The 18069-nt window shown below is 44.4% G+C and carries 16 protein-coding genes; 12 read left to right on the forward strand and 4 right to left on the reverse strand.

Annotated features, from left to right (window positions below; all coding sequences use genetic code 11):
• Positions 1 to 73 precede the first annotated feature (73 nt).
• Positions 74 to 2200, forward strand: a complete 2127-nt coding sequence (gene ppk1, locus GJQ68_RS20290; protein WP_162419099.1) for a polyphosphate kinase 1 — start codon at positions 74 to 76, stop codon at positions 2198 to 2200.
• A 7-nt stretch (positions 2201 to 2207) separates the two neighbouring features.
• Here ppk1 and GJQ68_RS20295 read toward each other — a convergent pair whose 3' ends face one another.
• From GJQ68_RS20295 to GJQ68_RS20305, 3 genes are all read right to left on the reverse strand, one after another.
• Positions 2208 to 3110: a Ppx/GppA phosphatase family protein gene (locus GJQ68_RS20295; RefSeq protein WP_162419100.1), complete on the reverse strand. Its 903-nt coding sequence runs from the start codon at positions 3108 to 3110 to the stop codon at positions 2208 to 2210.
• A gap of 141 nt (positions 3111 to 3251) precedes the next feature.
• Positions 3252 to 3461, reverse strand: a complete 210-nt coding sequence (locus tag GJQ68_RS20300) for a hypothetical protein (protein ID WP_162340409.1) — start codon at positions 3459 to 3461, stop codon at positions 3252 to 3254.
• Positions 3462 to 3542: 81 nt separating this feature from the next.
• Positions 3543 to 3818, reverse strand: coding sequence for a DUF202 domain-containing protein (locus GJQ68_RS20305; RefSeq protein WP_162419101.1), 276 nt, complete (start codon positions 3816 to 3818; stop codon positions 3543 to 3545).
• A gap of 103 nt (positions 3819 to 3921) precedes the next feature.
• Between GJQ68_RS20305 and GJQ68_RS20310 the strand changes: the two genes are divergently transcribed.
• From GJQ68_RS20310 to nagA, 10 genes are all read left to right on the forward strand, one after another.
• Positions 3922 to 4818, forward strand: a complete 897-nt coding sequence (locus tag GJQ68_RS20310) for a DUF3078 domain-containing protein (RefSeq protein WP_162419102.1) — start codon at positions 3922 to 3924, stop codon at positions 4816 to 4818.
• Positions 4819 to 5020: 202 nt separating this feature from the next.
• On the forward strand, positions 5021 to 6400 hold the full coding sequence (locus GJQ68_RS20315; RefSeq protein WP_162419103.1) for a TIGR00341 family protein: 1380 nt from the start codon (positions 5021 to 5023) through the stop codon (positions 6398 to 6400).
• Positions 6401 to 6968: 568 nt separating this feature from the next.
• Entirely contained in the window at positions 6969 to 7880 is a 912-nt protein-coding gene (locus GJQ68_RS20320) for a helix-turn-helix domain-containing protein (RefSeq protein WP_235941819.1), read from the forward strand.
• Between the two features lie 150 nt (positions 7881 to 8030).
• Positions 8031 to 9413 carry a glycoside hydrolase family 88 protein gene (locus tag GJQ68_RS20325; RefSeq protein ID WP_162419104.1) on the forward strand — a complete coding sequence of 461 codons (1383 nt, stop codon included), beginning with the start codon at positions 8031 to 8033 and terminating at the stop codon, positions 9411 to 9413.
• Positions 9410 to 10240 (forward strand): sugar phosphate isomerase/epimerase family protein, encoded by an 831-nt coding sequence (locus tag GJQ68_RS20330; RefSeq protein WP_162419105.1) that lies wholly within the window; start codon positions 9410 to 9412, stop codon positions 10238 to 10240. Before GJQ68_RS20325 ends, GJQ68_RS20330 begins: the two co-directional genes overlap by 4 nt.
• A gap of 16 nt (positions 10241 to 10256) precedes the next feature.
• Positions 10257 to 11399, forward strand: a complete 1143-nt coding sequence (locus tag GJQ68_RS20335; RefSeq protein ID WP_162419106.1) for a Gfo/Idh/MocA family protein — start codon at positions 10257 to 10259, stop codon at positions 11397 to 11399.
• A gap of 12 nt (positions 11400 to 11411) precedes the next feature.
• Entirely contained in the window at positions 11412 to 12182 is a 771-nt protein-coding gene (locus tag GJQ68_RS20340) for a 3-ketoacyl-ACP reductase (protein WP_162419107.1), read from the forward strand.
• A gap of 115 nt (positions 12183 to 12297) precedes the next feature.
• Entirely contained in the window at positions 12298 to 12525 is a 228-nt protein-coding gene (locus GJQ68_RS20345; RefSeq protein ID WP_162419108.1) for a hypothetical protein, read from the forward strand.
• The gene (locus GJQ68_RS20350; RefSeq protein WP_162419109.1) at positions 12522 to 13943 is read left to right on the forward strand and encodes a sodium:solute symporter family protein; all 1422 of its coding nucleotides are present in this window, start codon (positions 12522 to 12524) and stop codon (positions 13941 to 13943) included. The genes GJQ68_RS20345 and GJQ68_RS20350 overlap by 4 nt, the downstream gene beginning before the upstream one ends.
• 21 nt (positions 13944 to 13964) lie before the next feature.
• The gene (nagA, locus tag GJQ68_RS20355; RefSeq protein WP_162419110.1) at positions 13965 to 15173 is read left to right on the forward strand and encodes an N-acetylglucosamine-6-phosphate deacetylase; all 1209 of its coding nucleotides are present in this window, start codon (positions 13965 to 13967) and stop codon (positions 15171 to 15173) included.
• Here nagA and GJQ68_RS20360 read toward each other — a convergent pair.
• A complete protein-coding gene (locus GJQ68_RS20360; protein ID WP_162419111.1) occupies positions 15163 to 16164 on the reverse strand; it encodes a Gfo/Idh/MocA family protein in 1002 nt (333 codons plus the stop codon). The genes nagA and GJQ68_RS20360 overlap by 11 nt on opposite strands.
• 409 nt (positions 16165 to 16573) lie before the next feature.
• Between GJQ68_RS20360 and GJQ68_RS20365 the strand changes: the two genes are divergently transcribed.
• Positions 16574 to 17974, forward strand: a complete 1401-nt coding sequence (locus GJQ68_RS20365) for a Gfo/Idh/MocA family oxidoreductase (protein WP_162419112.1) — start codon at positions 16574 to 16576, stop codon at positions 17972 to 17974.
• The last annotated feature ends 95 nt before the right edge of the window (positions 17975 to 18069 follow it).

Raw genomic sequence — 18069 nt, forward strand, 5'->3', positions numbered from 1 at the left:
GTGCCCTTTTTTTTATTCTTCGATTTATTTAGTATCATTGGCCTACTTTTTCCCTTATAAAAATCAACTAATTATGAAGCTTATCCAACATGATAAAATAGAAGAAACCATCAACAACAGTGAACTTATCAGCCGTGACTTGAGCTGGCTTAAGTTCAACGAAAGGGTTTTTGATCAGATAAAGAAGGATAAACGCAATATTTTTGAGAAATTTAAATTTCTGGCCATAGCCGCATCCAATCTGGATGAGTTTTTTATGATTCGGGTGGGATCTTTGTATAACTACCTGGATTACGATAAGGTACGGATTGATTACTCGGGCTTGAGAGAGGATGATTTCAAAAAGAAATTAATGATTGAGTCCCAGCAGTTTCACAAACGGCTGCAGCGGCATTTTGTAAAGGAACTCCTGTTTAAAACGCAGGAAGCGGGTTTTATTTTAAGCAATGTTCGTAATTTACAGGAAGAGGAGCAAAAAACCATTAAAGAGTACTTCTACAAAGCGGTATACCCCATGCTAACCCCCATGGTATTTGACGGGTACCATACTTTTCCCATACTGATGAACAAGTTGCTAATTTTTGGGGTGGTGACGATTGGGCCTGGGGAGAAAAAAGACAATAAGAAGCTTTCATTCGTTCAGATACCTTCCAATATTCCTCGTTTCTTCGAACTGGAAAGAGAGGACATGATGATTTATGTTCCGATAGAAGAAATGATTCGGGAGCATATCGTTTCCTTGTTTAGAAATGTAACCATCGAATCCATAAACTTATTTCGAATTACACGAAATGGTGATTTTACGTTGGAGGAGAGTGAGGACATGGACAGCAATTTTTTGGAAGAAGTAAAACGAAAGCTAAACGAACGAAAGACCGGACGTGTCGTCCGTATAGAGATAGAAGAAGGTTACAGTAAGTGGATGGTCAATTTGCTTAAACAGCGATGGACGCTAAACGACGATAGTATTTTCAAAATTGAGAGAAAGAGCCTGATGGATTTTTCAGGACTATGGCAAATCATTGGTAACAAACGATTTAAAGATAAGATACCAGCTACACCCCGGCCTGTCCCGCCGCTATCCTACCCCGAAGCCGCTTCCGAGGATATTTTTCAGGTTTTGAAACACAAAGACGTGCTGCTACACCACCCCTACAATGACATGGAACCCATCTTGGAGTTGTTGGATAAGGCGGCGGACGATCCCCATGTGATGGCCATAAAAATGACTATTTACCGTCTTGCCAAAAACTCACGTATCGTGGGCGCATTGCTTAAAGCAGTAGAAAATGGAAAACATGTCTCTGTTCTTTTTGAGGTCAAAGCGAGATTTGATGAAGAGAATAACATTCGGGAAGCAAAGAAAATGCAAAAAGCAGGCTGCTTTGTCATATATGGGGTGAGTAATTTTAAGACGCATACCAAATTAATGCTCATCGTCAAAAAGGAAGAAAACAGGGTGACCCGGTACGTTCACGTGGGATCTGGTAACTACAATGAAGAAACCAGCCGGATATATACAGACATTGGTTTGTTGACCACCAATGAAACACTAGCCAATGACGTTTCCGAATTTTTTAACGTTATCACGGGCCATTCAGCTCCGACCAACTATCAAAACCTGATCACCTCGCCCAGAGACATGCGGAGCAAATTGATAGAATTTATCCGAATAGAGGCCGAAAATGCCAGTAAAGGCTTGCCCTCCGGTATATTTATCAAAATCAATTCCTTGGAGGATTCTGAGTTTATTTTTGCTTTATATAAGGCTTCTCAGGCCGGTGTACCGATTAAATTGATTGTACGTGGCATTTGCTGCCTGCGACCGGGAAGGAAGGGCTTGAGTGAAAATATTGAAGTGATCTCCATTGTGGGGGATTTTCTGGAGCACTCCCGGATTTATCATTTTCATAACAATGAAGACTATCGGACCTACGTGGGTAGTGCCGATGCCATGGTAAGAAGCTTTGATAAGCGGCTAGAATCCCTATTCAAGGTGGAAAATGAATTTCTACAAAAACAACTGATGAATATCTTGCGGTATAATCTATGGGATAATGAAAATGCCTACGTCATGCAGGAAAATGGTCAGTACATCAGTAAGAAACCTGACGAAGGAGAGGAGCCGTTTAATATTCATCAGAAATTTTTCGAATTAATGCCGGACATGATTGAAGAAGTCCGGCTAATTGAGGGATAGGGGGGCATTACCTGTAGGGGAAATTGGTATTTTCGGTTCCATAGTTTTTCTCAAACAGGTCCAGAAGCATACCGTCTTTCAATCCCAGGTCAGGCACCTTGATCTTTTGAATTTTGGCGGCATCCAATGCAATTAGATAGATCTTTGTTGCTGGAATAATCACGTCTGCCCGGTCCTCATTCAGGTGAAGCAGGTTTATTCTTTCTTCACTACTAAGGCTTTCCAGCAGATGCAAAACCTCTCTTATTTTTTGAATTTCCAGCAAACTTCCCCGCTTCTGAAGACGGGCCAATTCGAAAATTTTATTTATGTTTCCACCTGTTCCGATTCCGGTGACGGTTTTTTCCAGCGAAAGATGGTTGGTAATGAAGCTTCTAATTTGACGCAGAGCGGACTCGGGAAGCGCCTTATCCAAGGTTCGGACAGATCCGATTTTAAACGATTTTGAGCTGACTTTCAGGCCTTTCTTATAAACATTCAATTCTGTGCTTCCTCCTCCTACATCTATATGGAGGTATGTTTTATGGTCGATATGATTTCCCAATGATTTATTTATCAGGGCTGCTTCGGTATTTCCATCAATAATCCTGATTTTTAGGCCCAGGTCATTTCGAACTTCTTTAACGATTTCTTTTCCATTTTCTGATTCCCGCATGGCAGATGTGGCACAAGCCATGTAATCATCCACTCCATAGAGGTTGATCAGGATCTGAAATGCTTTCATCAGTTCTTTAAACCTGATTTTGTTTTCCTGAGAAATTTCTTTTTTCAAAAACACGTCCCTTCCCAGGCGTAGGGGAAACCGGAGGTATTCCAGTTTTTTAAAGGTATACTTCCCACGAAAATAATGGACTTGCGTCACTTGTAGGCGAACGGCGTTCGACCCAATATCTATAGCTGCTAATTTCACTTGATCATGATAATCTCCTCAGAAAAAGAACTGGTTACAAAAAGGAGTTATTTGGTCGGTTGGATGATCGCCGAGCAAACAACTCCTGCTACATTACCTAATCAGATAATGAAGTATAATGTTGGGTAATGAATGGGATGCCTATTTTTTTCTGCCTACTGCCAGCAAAACAAATCCTGCGATGACAGCGATTCCTCCAGCATAAGGGGGCCAGTTGAGTGATTCCTCACTTTCAGCATTGACTTCCAGCGGACCGGCATCAATCACCGTTTCTTCCGTGGTGTAGGAAATCCCGGTAACTAAAAACATACCGATACCCGCAATAATTAGAATAATTCCTAAGATTTTCATGATTTTAAAAGTTTGGTTCTATCCATTGCGCTACAAATAGCTTACCAATTTTATGTATCACCCAAAAGCTACTTTAGAAAATCACATTTTTTCATATCTTCCCTTATTTAATTTCCTTTTTAATCTAAAGAAGTTTATAAATCCCAGGATTAGTAACACCAAACTTATCAGGAAGGAAAAATACCCCAGCTCTTTCACATTTTCCAGATCGTTTACCTTAATCAGGGCGGTTCCGCTGACGATAAAATACAAGCTCGTTCGGATATAGGACAAAAGCGTTCGGTCATTTGCCAATTTGGTACGCTGTCTGGCCAAAAAATCCCGGACTATAAGTGTTTCTTCTGTTATTTTTTCCATAGACTTGCGGACTAATAATGATGCAAAGCACAAATTTAAAGGTATAACTTTGAAACAATTGTACAAATTGTCACTTTAAACTTTTAAACCAAATAAATTTTCAATGAAAACCTATTTACTTATTTTAGTCGCTACATTATTATCGTGCCGTTTAGTAGTCGCTCAAGTGGCAGAAGCTCCTCCGGCCGAAAAAGACACCACCTATTGGCAATCTGAATTTAGTGCCGGATTGAATTTTAATCAAGCAGGCTTTAGTAGTAACTGGAAGGCGGGAGGTGTCAATTCCGTGGCTTTTGGAAGCTTGGTTGCAGGAAAGGCATCGTATGGAAAAGAAAAATTCTCTTGGGATAATGAATTGGAATTACTGTTTGGAATCGTCCGTAATGAAGGAGAGGATACGCGAAAGTCCAATGACCGGGTCTTTCTGGATTCAAAATTAGGCTACCAAATGTCTGACAGGTGGTCGGCTTACTTTTCGGCTAATTATCTTACCCAATTTGCCGAGGGTTATACATTTAACGACGATGGTACCAAATCGTTGATTTCAAAATTTATGGCTCCGGGGTTTCTGACCTCCTCTCTGGGAATGGAATACCAACCCAATGAAACCTTTTTTTTGCGAATAGGACCGCTTTCGCCCCGATTTACATTTGTCACGGATCAAGGAATTATCGCTAATGTGCCGTCGAATTACGGCGTACCAGCGGGGGAGACGGTTAGAATCGAATGGTTGGCCATGCAGGTTTTTGCCAGCCTGGATAAGGATTTGGCTGAAAATCTGAATCTTAAAACCCGTTACGCACTATTTGCCAATTACGAAACGCTGGCATTCGATTCCATTGACCACCGATTGGATCTGACCCTGACCGCTAAGATCACCGACATCATCAATGTCACCCTTACCGGTATTGCCCTGTACGATTTGGATCAGGATCCCGGGGTGCAGGTTAGCCAGGCATTGGCATTGGGCATTCTCTACAAAGTGGGGGGTAAAAAATAAATTATTGTTTACTTTTTTTCCAGGAAATTTTGATTTCAATCAGTTATTATTAATTTTGTTTGTATTATGGTAGTTAAATAATAGTTGGTTTAGTTTTCAAAATAAAAAGCAGGAGAGGTTCTCCTGCTTTTTTGTTTTCATAATATTTTTTCCAGTAAAGGGTTTTTTAGATAACTTGCAGGGGTTTCTTTTGAGGGATTTGATGAAAAACGACCGACAGCAGCTAAACGCATTATCAGAAAAAATAGCAGGCTTCCTGACATTTATCCGCGACCGATTTGATCTTCATGAAGGCAAAGAAGATGAAATTGAGACGATTGAATACATACGGAAAAATGTGGAATTTCGAGGGGCTAACCTTTGGATCCTTATTTTTGCGATTTTGGTGGCTTCTGTAGGTCTGAATGTCAACTCCACGGCCGTGATTATAGGGGCCATGCTGATATCACCCTTGATGGGCCCCATCATGGGGATCGGTATGGCGGCAGGTATCAATGATTTTGAATTGATAAAGAAATCCATGAAGAATCTGGGGATTGCGATTGTGATCAGTATCATGACCTCTACGCTTTATTTTTCATTTACCCCGCTAAACGATGCCCAGTCTGAACTACTTGCCAGAACAGAGCCCACCATTTGGGATGTTCTGATCGCGCTGTTTGGCGGATTGGCTGGGATTATCGCCGGCTCTAGAAAAGAAAAAAGCAATGCCATTCCGGGAGTGGCCATCGCCACGGCCTTGATGCCGCCCTTGTGTACAGCGGGGTATGGCCTGGCTACCTGGAATATCTATTATTTTCTAGGTGCTTTCTATCTGTTTTTTATCAATTCTGTATTTATTAGCCTGTCGACCTACCTTATCGTCCGGTTTATGGGCTTTCCTAAAAAGGAGTTTATTGACAGCAAGCGGGAAAGGCGGGTACGCAATTACATTAGTATTTTTATTATGATTACCATTGTTCCCAGCATTTACCTGGCATATAATATCGTCAAAAGAACGCTCTGGGAAAAGTCGGCCAAAGAGTTTGTTCAGGCGGAATTTGATTTCCCAAGCACGCAAATTATCACCAGTAGTTTCCAGTATGAACCGGACAGTAGTGTCATTGAGCTGGCATTGGTAGGTAAGCGAATCGAGGAGGAAGAAATAGCCATGATCCAAAAAAAGACGGCAACATTTAAATTGGATAACACTTATCTGCTAGTCAAGCAAAGCGGCGATACCGGAATGGACCTCAACATGCTGCGCTCGGATGTGCTAAAAGACCTCTACGAGCGAAATGAAGCCATGATACAAGGGAAGGACCAAAAAATCGCTTTTTTAGAACGTGAGGTAGCAAAATATGCGGCCTCTACCGGTATGGTGGCTGACTTGGCGCGAGAAGCCAAAATTCATCATGAAAACCTTGTCGCCTTTTCTGTAAACCGATCGGTGATAGCTAATCTTACCGAAAACAGGCAGGACACGGTGTTAATAGCCGTTGCCACCTTCTCTAAAATTCCTGAAGAGAAAGAAACAGAACGCCTCTGGTCCTGGTTAAAAATTCGGACCAAAGCAGACTCTATATCCCTCATACTGGATTGATTCCCTGGGAGCAGCCGTAGGAAGTACCCACGGGAAGGAGCTTGGGGCAAACTCCGAAGGACGGCTCCAATTGGGCCGGGTGTTTTTCCAGGTTTTCCGAATAGTACGTTTTGGTCATCGGTACGAACGAATGGGTGAAACTGGAGAAGGACCGAAGTCAAACGGTGATAAAATCAAAAAAGCTATGAAACAATGTCTCATAGCTTTAGTCAATTAACAATAAACCCAAAATAACCTGCTGTAGGAGAAGGAGTCGAACCTCCACGGGGCAGTTAGGCAAAATACGAGCTCGCTATTTGCTTTTTTCTGGATTCCCCACCCCCGAGACAGGAGGGCATGTCTGCCAATTTCATCATCCTACATTGTAAAAAAGACCTTTTGTCTTTGTCTTATAATTCAAAGGTAATACATGGGGTTATAAATTGAAAATAATTTAATAATTATTTTAAAAAAATACATTATTGTTAAAAATTTAGCTCATAAATTTAAATATCATTAAACAGAAACGAAATAGGACGGGTCTCTTTGAGGAATTGTAAATGCTGTTTTTTCCTTAACTTAGGCTCTAATGCTGAAAATGTCTATGGGAGAGCCAATAAAAACGTATGAAATGCCGAAAATCACCAATCAGCGAGCATTTCAGATTTACGAAGTTCAGGGAAAGACGATTCGGAATAGTACCTACCCTCATGAAACAGACCGACCTCACCGACATAAATACTATGAAATATGTGTCTTTATCACCGGGGCAGGGAAACATGAGATAGACTTTGAGTCTCACCCCATTCATTCCAATAGCGTGCATTTTCTTTCTCCTGGCCAAATCCACCTGATAAGCCGTGAAAACGACTACCATGGGTATTTAATGGTGTTTTCAAGGGATTTTTACGGCTTAGAAGCCGGACAGGATGATATCCTATTTGCATTGCCATTTTTCAATAATCCCACCCTGGTTCCAATCCTTAATCTTTCTCAGGATGATTTTGGGGAGCTCTTGCACCTGATCCGGTCGATAAGAAAAGAGTATTTACATTGGGATGGTTTCACTTCTGAGATTCTTCGTCATTTTTTGCAAATATTTCTGATTAAATGCAAACAATATTATCTGCGGTACTTCGCCGATAAAAATAAGACATTGGATCCGCATTTTGCATTCGTCCAACAATTCAATGCGCTCGTTGAACAACAATTTCGACAGGTACATCAGGTGCAAGATTATGCCGCCATGATGGCCCTGTCGCCCTCGGTTTTAAATAAACATGTAAAAAACATTACAGGGTTTACGGCTGGCGAAGTGATTCTCGACCGGCTAATGCTTCAGGCAAAGCGGTACCTGATTTATACCGATCTCTCCAATAAGGAAATCGCATACCAGTTGAATTATCAGGACCCATCCTATTTTAGTCGGATTTTTAAAAGGAAAACAGGAAAATCCCCGTCGGACTTCAGAAAGTCTGAGAACGAAAAGTACCAGCTTTAAATTAAAAAATGCCTTTATAATGACGATAAATAAAGATAGTTTTAAGCTTTAAAATAAAAAGTGCAAGGTTTCACGATTGAATTCCGATTAATATTTTGAATTAGACAGCTGGATGAATTTATCCCAAACAAATTTAAACCCATTAAAAAAATGATAGCAATAGATTCTGAAATTCAAGCTCAAGACTTAAAAAAGAGACTGGAGCGCTTTTGGCAACTTTCTGCCGAAAAAATCAAAGCGATTGAAAAAGAATACCCCCAAAACCAGGGTTCACCGGTATTTACGGTAAATGGTAAATATACCACCCGGGGCTGGACAGAATGGACACAGGGCTTTCAATTCGGCTCTTCCATCTTGCAGTTTGATGCTACCGGGGAAATGGATTTTTTGGAAAAGGGTAAAATGAAGACGCTGCAACTGATGGCTCCTCATATCAGTCATACCGGTGTCCATGACCATGGATTCAATAATGTAAGTACCTATGGCAACCTGCTGCGGTTAATGATGGAGGAAAAAATACCCTACAACGAGTGGGAGAAAAATTTTTATGAATTAGCCCTGAAAATTTCTGGGGCAGTACAAGCCAGCCGATGGACTCCTATTAAGGATGGAGGATTCATTCACTCCTTTAACGGACCGCATTCACTTTTTGTAGATACCATCCGAACCGTCCGGATATTGATGCTTAGCTATAGTCTGGGGCATGTGCTGCAGGAAGAAAACGATAAGAAAGTAAATTTACTTGTCAGAGGACTACAACATGCCAAGGCCACGGCAGACTATTCGGTGTATTATGGAGAAGGTAGGGACCGGTACGATGTATGGGGTCGCACGGCTCACGAAAGTGTCTTCAATACGCGAGATGGCAATTACCGCTGCCCCAATACCCAGCAGGGATATACGGGGTTTTCTACCTGGACCAGGGGATTGGCTTGGGCTATGTGCGGTTTCGCCGAAGAATTGGAATACATAGACAACTTGTCAGATGAATCCTTAAAGGCATATGGTTCACCGGTGGAGATTGAAGCCTTTTTGCTAAAAGCGGCCACAGCTAGTTGTGATTTCTATATTGATCATACGCCAATAGACGGGGTACCCTATTGGGATACCGGAGCACCAAACCTGCATAAATTGGGAGACTACCTATCCAAACCTGCTGATCCCTACAATGCGTATGAGCCGGTGGACAGCACGGCTGCAGCGATAGGTGCCCAGGGATTGCTGCGACTGGGTCATTACTTGCAACGAAAGGGGCAAACTGAGAAAGCCAAAAAATACTGGCAGGCAGGACTTACCGTCCTCCGCACCTTGCTGGAAGAGCCTTACTTAAGTACGGACAAAAGTCACCAAGGCATTTTGTTGCATTCCATTTATCACCAGCCCAATGGTTGGGACAATGTGCCGAAAGGACAGAAAATTGCCTGCAATGAATCCAGCATGTGGGGAGATTATCACGCAAGGGAACTAGCCTTGTATGTTCAGCGAATCATTGATAAGGATCCTTATTATACGTTCTTTAATTGTCTATCATGAGTACACAACCCATCAAAGATTTAAGCAGGCTTTGCGTTCATACCATCACTACCAAACACTGGAGTCTGGAGGAAGCGGCGGAGAATTATGAAATGGCAGGCGTCAAAGGGATTTCTGTATGGAGGCAATATTTAGGTGGCCGGGATATCGAAGCGGCTGGCGACCGGCTCCGAAGTCATGGGCTGGAAATTGTTTCCCTGGTTAGGGGAGGATTCTTTCCTTCCATTTCCACAAAAGACCGGGAGCTGGCCATCCAGGATAACCTCAAAGCAATTGACGAAGCGGCTGCGCTAGGGGCTCCCATGATCGTTTTGGTTTGTGGGGCCGACCCGGGACAATCGTTGGAAACCTCCAGAGAGCAGATCCGGGAGGGCATTGAAAAAGTATTGCCTCATGCCATGCAAAATGGAGTCAAATTAGCGATCGAACCATTGCATCCGATGTATGCAGACACCCGGTCGGCGGTTAATACCCTGCGTCAGGCCAATGAAATGGCGGAGGCGATCGGTTCGGACCATGTCGGTGTGGCAGCGGACGTGTACCATTTGTGGTGGGATCCCGATCTTAAAGAAGAACTGCTCCGTTGTGGCAGCCAGCGAAACCTTTTCGCTTTTCATATTTGTGACTGGATGAGTCCGACGGTAGATTTTCTCAATGATCGCGGATTGATGGGCGAGGGTTGTATCGATATCCCTACGATTCGCGGATGGGCTGAAGAGGCCGGTTTTTCTGGATTTAATGAAGTGGAAATCTTTTCGGACCGTCACTGGGCCCGAGACCAAAAGGAGTTTTTAAACGATATTGTAAAAAGTTATTATCATTGCTAGTAAAATAGGAATACATATGGAACATAAAGTAGGAATCATCATGAATGGTGTCACGGGTAGAATGGGCACCAACCAGCATTTGATGCGTAGCATCGTGGAAATCATCGAACAAGGCGGTGTCAAACTTGCGAACGGGGATACCATTATGCCCGATCCGGTGCTGGTGGGAAGAAACGAGGGCAAGTTGCAGGCGCTCAGCAAAAGGTCCGGCGTGAAAAAGTATACCACCGACCTGGATGCGGTCATGCAGGACTCGCAGTACAGTATTTATTTTGATGCCCAGACCACCGGCAGAAGGGCGGATGCTGTCAAACAGGCTGTGAAAGCCGGGAAGCACATCTACTGTGAAAAGCCGGTAGCGGTGGATACCGACACCGCGCTGGAGCTTTATGAAATTTGCAATAAAGCCGGGGTGAAAAACGGAGTCGTTCAGGATAAATTGTGGCTGCCCGGCCTCCGGAAGTTGAAGCGTTTGATTGAGAATGATTTCTTTGGAGAGATTCTTTCGGTGAGAGGGGAGTTTGGATACTGGGTCTTTGAAGGACACACGGTACCTGCCCAACGACCATCCTGGAACTACCGGAAAGAAGACGATGGCGGTATCATCGTGGACATGCTTTGCCACTGGCGCTACGTATTGGACAATATATTTGGGAAGGTAAAAGCCGTATCCTGTACCGGGGCCACGCATATTAAGGAACGGGTAGACGAACAGGGTAAAGCCTATACCTGTACGGCGGATGATGCTGCTTACGCCACCTTTGAATTAGAAGGAGACATCATCGCCCATTTTAACTCCTCCTGGACGGTACGTGTCAGGAGAGATGATTTGTTGACAGTCCAGGTGGATGGCACCAAGGGATCGGCCGTAGCCGGGCTAAGGGAGTGCTACATTCAACATTATGGCAACACGCCCAAGCCGGTTTGGAATCCGGATATCGTGCAGCCAATTGACTTTTATGAAGGTTGGTCGAAGGTACCTGAGCAAGAGCCCATGGACAACGCTTTCAAAGTGCAGTGGGAGTTGTTTTTAAAACACGTCGTTGCTGATGAGCCCTTTCCCTGGGATATGAAAGCAGGTGCCAGGGGAGTTCAATTGGCTGAGAAAGGCCTGGAAAGCTGGGCTAAAAGAGCCTGGGTTGATATTCCTGAACTTTAAGATTAGATGACTATGAAAAATGTAGCACTGGTTACCGGAGGATCAAGAGGCATCGGTCTGGGAATTGCCAGGTGCCTGGCGAAAGAAGGATATGATCTGGCGATCAACGGTATGCGAAAAGAGGAAGATACCGCAGACAGCCTGAATGAACTAAGGGAGCTGGGGGCAGAAGTGCTGTATTGCAGAGGAGATGTAGGGAGTGCTTCCGACAGGCAGGGAATTATGGATTCCATAGAAACTCATTTTGGAAGGCTGCATGTGTTGGTAAACAACGCCGGAGTGGCTCCTAAAGAGCGAAAGGATATTCTGGAGGCTTCTGAAGAAAGCTTTGACTATGTCTTGAAAACGAATTTGCATTCTGCCTATTTCCTTTCGCAGTTAGCGGCGAATCGGATGATTGCTCAGAAAAAGGAGAATCCCGATTTTAAAGGTTCCATCATAAACGTATCGTCCATTTCTGCCACGGTGGCCTCCGTTAACCGGGGAGAATATTGTATCGCAAAGGCCGGTATGAGTATGGCTACTCAGCTCTTTGCGGTGCGCCTTGGAGAATTCAATATTCCCGTATTTGAAGTCCGACCTGGAATCATCGCGACGGATATGACCTCCGGTGTACAGGAAAAGTACGACAAACTTCTTGCGGAAGGGCTATGTGTGCAGGCCAGGTGGGGCTTGCCAGAGGATGTGGGACTGGCTGTGGCTGCCCTGGCCAAAGGGGATTTTCCCTATTCCACCGGCCAGGTGATCATGGTTGATGGCGGCTTGACCATCCCCAGATTATAAAAACCGGGCAATTGGCGGCGGTTTGATTGCTGCCAATTGCCTGTTTTAATAAATTTTCGTACTATTTCAGTCAACAATTGTATATTGTCAATTAAAAGACCTAAACCCAATTCAAATGGAAAAAAAGAGACTCTATTGGAGAATATGTTGCATCGCTGCGATTTTCCTGTGCATCCTTACCTTTACGCCTTTGGTCATACCGCAGGGAATTGCCACGCCTGAATTAGCGGGCGTACCCTACAGTTTATGGACCAGTTTTATTATCACGGTACTTTTGGTTGTCCTCACCTACATCGGAACGCGGGTACATCCAGGTATGCAAAATGAGGAGGAGGACGTATGATATTCTGGGTATGGGTATTTGGCCTCATCTATGCAGGCCTTTTGGTTTTCGCGTCTTTAAAATCCTACAAGAAAAACAGGTCCTCCGAAGAGTTTATGATGGCGGGGTCTAATATTGGACTGACCCTTGGTGTGCTGACCTTTGCGGCGGCACTTTTCAGTACCTTTACTTTTTTAGGCATGCCGGATTTTTTCCGGATCAATGGGGTAGGGGCCTGGATATTTCTGGCCGTATCCGATGGTGCCATGGTATTTTTGCTCTTATGGTTCGGCTACCATATCCGGAATAAGGTCAAAGGCATGGAGTTCAGAGGGGTTTCAGGCCTGATCACCAGGTGCTATGAAAACAAGCTTGCCGGATACGTATTCTTTCTCAGCGCGTTTTTATTTCTGATACCGTATGTGGGCATACAGATACAAGGCATTGCGATCTTTATGGATGCGGCTTTTCCGGGGTCTTTTCCAGCCTGGGGTTGGTCAGCCGGTATTGTTTTGATCATGTTGGTATACAGTGAAATCGGCGGTCTGAAAGCAATCATTTTCAGCGATGCCATTCAGGGATTGCTCTTATTGGCCGTTATCTGGATTATTGGCTGGGCTTGTCTCAATCATTTTGGCGGGATTGGCCCCATGTTCGATAAAATTGGCACCGTACAGGAAGACCTGTTGTCCACGCCAGGACCTCAAGGGCTGTTGACACCTCAATTTTTGATTGCTTCTCTGATAGCCATTTTGATGATTCCCGTTACGCAGCCACAATTTACGACGCGGATAGTGGTGATGAAAAGCATGAAGACCATGCAGCTTATGGCGGTGTCGCTGGGTGCCTTTGCCATTCTGGTTATTTTACCGACTATTTTCATAGGAATGTACGGTGCGGATTTGTACTCGGAGTATGGAAGAGACGAATTCTTCGCCAATGCCTTTCTTTATGACCAACCGGATGCCGTCGCGGCCCTCGCCATCATCGGTTTGATTGCCGCCGGGTTGTCCACCACCAATGCGCAAATATTTGCGTTGGGTTCGGAATTAAGAGGCTTGCTGCGTGGAAATGAAAGTAGCATCATGCGGAATACGAAGATTGGCATTTTCGTTTTTTCCGTCATCGCTTTCTTTTTTTCCATTATCGTTTTTGACCAATTAGTGTTACTGGCCAGGGTAAGTTTTGCCGGGACCGGTATTATGGGACCTATGATTATCCTGGGGATCCTTAGTGATCGAAAAGTCTCTCCGGCCATTATTTACCTTTCGCTTGTAGGATTAATAGTTTTCCTAAGTTCGCTGGCTGGTTTTATTCCTGATATGTATTTTGGCTTGAGATTGGACTTGTTACTGTTTATAATACTGGGTCTGGTGGCCGTTATCAGTCATCTTACCGGTAAGAAACTGCAATTGATTTCTCCCGAAAAAGACCAATAAGTTGATATTGAAGTAAAGCGGATGCAAACTGGATTTATTCAAATAGTTAATGGTAATGTAATCACTCCATTTGCCATACACTATCATGCCTCTGTCCTGGTAAAAGACGGGCGTATTGAGGGTGTTTTTCCCGATAACCGTTCGCTTCTGGAAGTAGAAACGATTGATGCCCGGGGGAGATTCGTTTCTCCCGGGTTTATTGACTTGCACGTGCATGGAGGGGGAGGGCATGATTTTATGGACGGCGATCTGGAAGGGTTTTTAGAAATTGCCCGCATGCATGGCAGGCATGGGACCACGTCTATGGTACCTACTTCACTTACCAGCACCCGGGAGCAGTTATTGGCATTGCTTAGCACCTATGAGAAGGCAACGCATGCAAATGACCGGGGGGCAGTGTTTTTAGGCATGCACCTGGAGGGTCCCTACTTTGCCATGAACCAGCGGGGTGCCCAGGATCCGCGATACATTCGGGATCCCGATCCGGAGGAGTACGAGGAAATTTTAAATTATTCCCATCTTATTGCCCGATGGAGTGCCGCTCCGGAAAGAAAAGGAGCCTTGGAATTTGGGAGAAGGCTGCGGGAAAAAGGCGTTTTAGCTGCCATGGCCCATACGGATGCCGTATACGAGGAAGTCCTTGCCGCCGTCGAAGCAGGATACACCCTTTCAACGCATTTGTACTCTGGTATGTCTGGAGTTACGCGGAAAAATGCCTTTCGATATGCCGGGGTGATTGAAAGCAGCTTGCTTTTGGACGCGCTGGACGTAGAAATTATCGCAGACGGAATCCACTTGCCTGCTCCCTTGTTAAAACTTATTTACAAAATAAAAGGTCCTGATAAGATTGCTTTGATTACCGATGCCATGCGGGGTGCAGGGATGCCGGAAGGTGAAAGCATGCTCGGTCACAAAGAAGACGGATTGAAAGTGATCATTGAAGACGATGTGGCCAAGTTGCCGGATCGAAGTTCCTTTGCCGGAAGTGTGGCCACCGCGGACCGATTGGTCCGGACCATGCTTCGACAGGCAGATGTATCGATGTTGGAAGCGGTGAAAATGATAAGCCAAACGCCCGCCCGCATTATGGGGATTGAAAATAAAAAAGGCGCCATTCAGGAAGGAATGGACGCCGATTTGCTATTGTTTGATTCCAATATCATGGTAAGTATGACCATGGTGGAGGGAAAAGTTATCCATCACACAGAAACGGAAGCGATTAGTCAATAGCGACCCATTTTTCGTATTGATCTGACTCAAATATGGCCTGAAGCACACGGGTGTTTGCCCGGGCATTTTCCAGGGAAACGGGAACCGCTGTGTTTTCCAGAATGGCACGGGAAAAGTCATCCGCCTGAGCCGTATATTGATTGCTGGCAGGTAACACAATTCGCTCAGGATTGGGGTTCAGAATATTGCCATCGTGGATAAACAATTCATTGCCCTGGTCTGCAGGTGCATTGAAGGGTATCCGGACCTCCATTATTTTTTCCTCGCCATAGAAAAGCATGCGCTGGTAGGGCGTAAGCTGGGTGCTGACGGTGAAAGTCATCTGAATTTCATGGTAATCGATCAGTACGGATCCGAGTTTATCTGTTCTGAATTGGGGATCGTATTCCAGCATGGATACCAGCCTTCCGGGCTCCTTTTCCAAAACGAAACGGGAAGTAAATACCGGGTAACAGCCAATATCCCAGATGCCTCCGCCGCCTTTTTCCTGGATGTTACGGATATTATCCTCCTGGACGTTGAAATAGCTAAAAAACCCGTGAACGGCCTTTAGTCTTCCGAGATACCCTTTTCGTACTAATTCCCTTGCTTTAATCCATTGCGGATTGGAGGCGACCATAAACGCTTCCCCTACTTTTACGCCTTGTTTATCCCGGGCGCTGATGAGTTCATCGATTTCTTCTGCATCCAGGGCCAGGGGCTTTTCACAAAGAACGTGCTTGCCGGCATTGATGCATTGGAGGGTGTAGGGTACGTGGAGGTCATTGGGAAGCGGGTTGTATATGACATCAATATCGGGATCCTGGATCAATTCCTCATAGGATCCGTAAATTTTGGGAATTCCCAGCTCATTGGCCACGGACCTGGCTCTTTCCGGGTCTCTGGATGCCAGTCCGTAAATTTCGTAAAGATCACTGTTTTGCATGGCAGGAATCACTTTTTCCCGGGCTATTTTCGCAGCGCCTAAGACGCCCCATTTAAGTTTTTTCATGGAGATGGTTAAATTGGTGAAAAAAACTGCCGTCAACTTTTGGCGGCAGGAAATTCTTGGAAAAAGCAATTTAAGAGTAATGTCGACCAAACCAAACCCGCATGGCCCTAATCAATGTATAATCATTATAAATTAGAACGAAAGCGGAACACCGTGACCTGAATGAGTTTAAGAATATAATTTGAAATATATAAAATAACAGAATTTTATTCCTTTGGAATTAGACTTACATATTATTAACCATATAAAATGATTTTTTTATTTTTATGGGGTTACCGACTGTATTTTTCTGTATGAAAGTTAATAGTTGTCAATTACTTAATTTTTATTTATAATGCAATCGATTGCGCAAAAAGCAATAGCACCGAGCTGGAAGGCTCTTAAAACAAACCTTAACCAATTATTAGCCATGGAAAATAAATTTTCAAGAAGGTCTTTTCTGCATGCCGTAAGTTTGCTGGCAGCCGGCACAGCGGTGAGCACGCCCCTAACGGGCTTTGGGATGAAAAGAAAACTTAGAGTAGCGCTGGTGGGTACCGGAGTAAGAGGGACATCGTTTTGGGGGAGAAGACTGGTTGAGCAATACTCCGATATTTTGGAATTTGTAGGGCTGAGTGATATCAATCCCGGAAGGTTGGATTATGCACTGGAATACATGAAAGTGAATTGCCCCACATTTGTTGACTTTGACGAGATGATGGCCAGCACCAAGCCGGACTTGCTGATCGTGACGACCATGGATTCAACGCACCATGAATTTATAATCAAGGGACTGGAGGCCGGAAGCGATGTGCTTACTGAAAAGCCGCTCACCACCGACGAAAACAAATGCCAGCAAATCCTTGAGGCGGAAGAGAAGTCCAATAAAAACCTGATTGTAGGTTTCAATTACCGATGGAGTCCTTACATCACCAAAATCAAAGAACTGCTGCAAAATAAGGAAATCGGGGAAGTTACCTCGATCGATTTTCATTGGTATCTCAACATACACCACGGTGCTTCCTATTTTCGCCGATGGCATGGGGTGACTGAAAATGGCGGGTCGCTTTGGGTGCATAAGGCGACACATCATTTTGATCTTCTCAACTGGTGGCTGGATTCAGACCCTTCCGAAGTATTTGCTTACGGGGACCTGGAGCATTACGGTAGCAACGGTCCTTTTAGGGGTAAAAACTGTCGCGCTTGTCCCCACAAAGACGATTGCACGTATTATTGGGATATCACCAAAAGCCCAAGGGATATGAAATTGTATGCGGAAAACGAGCACCACGATGGTTATTTCCGGGATGGTTGCGTCTATCGGCATGAAATAGATATCTATGATAAAATGTCTGCCAATATCAAATATGCCAACAATGCCGTGGTGAACTATTCACTGACTACCTACAGTCCCTACGAAGGGTGGAAGATCGCTTTTAACGGGCAGAAGGGTAGAATCGATGCCTGGTTGGATATACCGTTTATGAGTAACGAAACCATGGACCAGGAAGCGCTGCATGCGGCCGAAATGAATCAGAATGCCGGTGAAGACATGCACCGGGAGCCGCTGGTATTACATAAAAACTGGGAAAAGCCCCAGATTATTCAAGTGGTAAGTGAACGCGGTGGCCACGGGGGTGGAGATAAAAGACTCCATGACAAAATCTTCAAAAACCCGGAAGCGGCAGACCCCTACAAACATGCTGCAGGAATAAGAGATGGTGTCATGTCCGTACTTATTGGTGTGGCAGCCCGAAACAGTATTAATAGCAAGGGCCCCGTTAAGATAGCCGACCTTACCAGTATCAAGCCAAGTCCAAATCGGGCTTAAAACATTAATTTTTCCCCTCCATGCTGGCCGTATTGGCCTATGGAGGGGTTTTTTGTATTTTTCACGAAAATCATCCGATTAATCAATCAAGTTTA

Source organism: Cyclobacterium roseum (assembly GCF_010119225.1).
GTDB classification, from domain to species: Bacteria; Bacteroidota; Bacteroidia; order Cytophagales; family Cyclobacteriaceae; genus Cyclobacterium; species Cyclobacterium roseum.

What these genes read in the sequence shown, in the direction of transcription:
- GJQ68_RS20335 (WP_162419106.1), top strand. Translation starts at nt 10,257, where the DNA reads ATGGAACATAAAGTAGGAATCATCATGAATGGTGTCACGGGTAGAATG.
- GJQ68_RS20305 (WP_162419101.1), bottom strand. Translation starts at nt 3,818, where the DNA reads ATGGAAAAAATAACAGAAGAAACACTTATAGTCCGGGATTTTTTGGCC.
- GJQ68_RS20310 (WP_162419102.1), top strand. Translation starts at nt 3,922, where the DNA reads ATGAAAACCTATTTACTTATTTTAGTCGCTACATTATTATCGTGCCGT.
- GJQ68_RS20325 (WP_162419104.1), top strand. Translation starts at nt 8,031, where the DNA reads ATGATAGCAATAGATTCTGAAATTCAAGCTCAAGACTTAAAAAAGAGA.
- ppk1 (WP_162419099.1), top strand. Translation starts at nt 74, where the DNA reads ATGAAGCTTATCCAACATGATAAAATAGAAGAAACCATCAACAACAGT.
- GJQ68_RS20360 (WP_162419111.1), bottom strand. Translation starts at nt 16,164, where the DNA reads ATGAAAAAACTTAAATGGGGCGTCTTAGGCGCTGCGAAAATAGCCCGG.
- GJQ68_RS20330 (WP_162419105.1), top strand. Translation starts at nt 9,410, where the DNA reads ATGAGTACACAACCCATCAAAGATTTAAGCAGGCTTTGCGTTCATACC.
- GJQ68_RS20300 (WP_162340409.1), bottom strand. Translation starts at nt 3,461, where the DNA reads ATGAAAATCTTAGGAATTATTCTAATTATTGCGGGTATCGGTATGTTT.
- GJQ68_RS20350 (WP_162419109.1), top strand. Translation starts at nt 12,522, where the DNA reads ATGATATTCTGGGTATGGGTATTTGGCCTCATCTATGCAGGCCTTTTG.
- GJQ68_RS20365 (WP_162419112.1), top strand. Translation starts at nt 16,574, where the DNA reads ATGGAAAATAAATTTTCAAGAAGGTCTTTTCTGCATGCCGTAAGTTTG.
- nagA (WP_162419110.1), top strand. Translation starts at nt 13,965, where the DNA reads ATGCAAACTGGATTTATTCAAATAGTTAATGGTAATGTAATCACTCCA.
- GJQ68_RS20345 (WP_162419108.1), top strand. Translation starts at nt 12,298, where the DNA reads ATGGAAAAAAAGAGACTCTATTGGAGAATATGTTGCATCGCTGCGATT.
- GJQ68_RS20315 (WP_162419103.1), top strand. Translation starts at nt 5,021, where the DNA reads ATGAAAAACGACCGACAGCAGCTAAACGCATTATCAGAAAAAATAGCA.
- GJQ68_RS20320 (WP_235941819.1), top strand. Translation starts at nt 6,969, where the DNA reads ATGCTGAAAATGTCTATGGGAGAGCCAATAAAAACGTATGAAATGCCG.
- GJQ68_RS20340 (WP_162419107.1), top strand. Translation starts at nt 11,412, where the DNA reads ATGAAAAATGTAGCACTGGTTACCGGAGGATCAAGAGGCATCGGTCTG.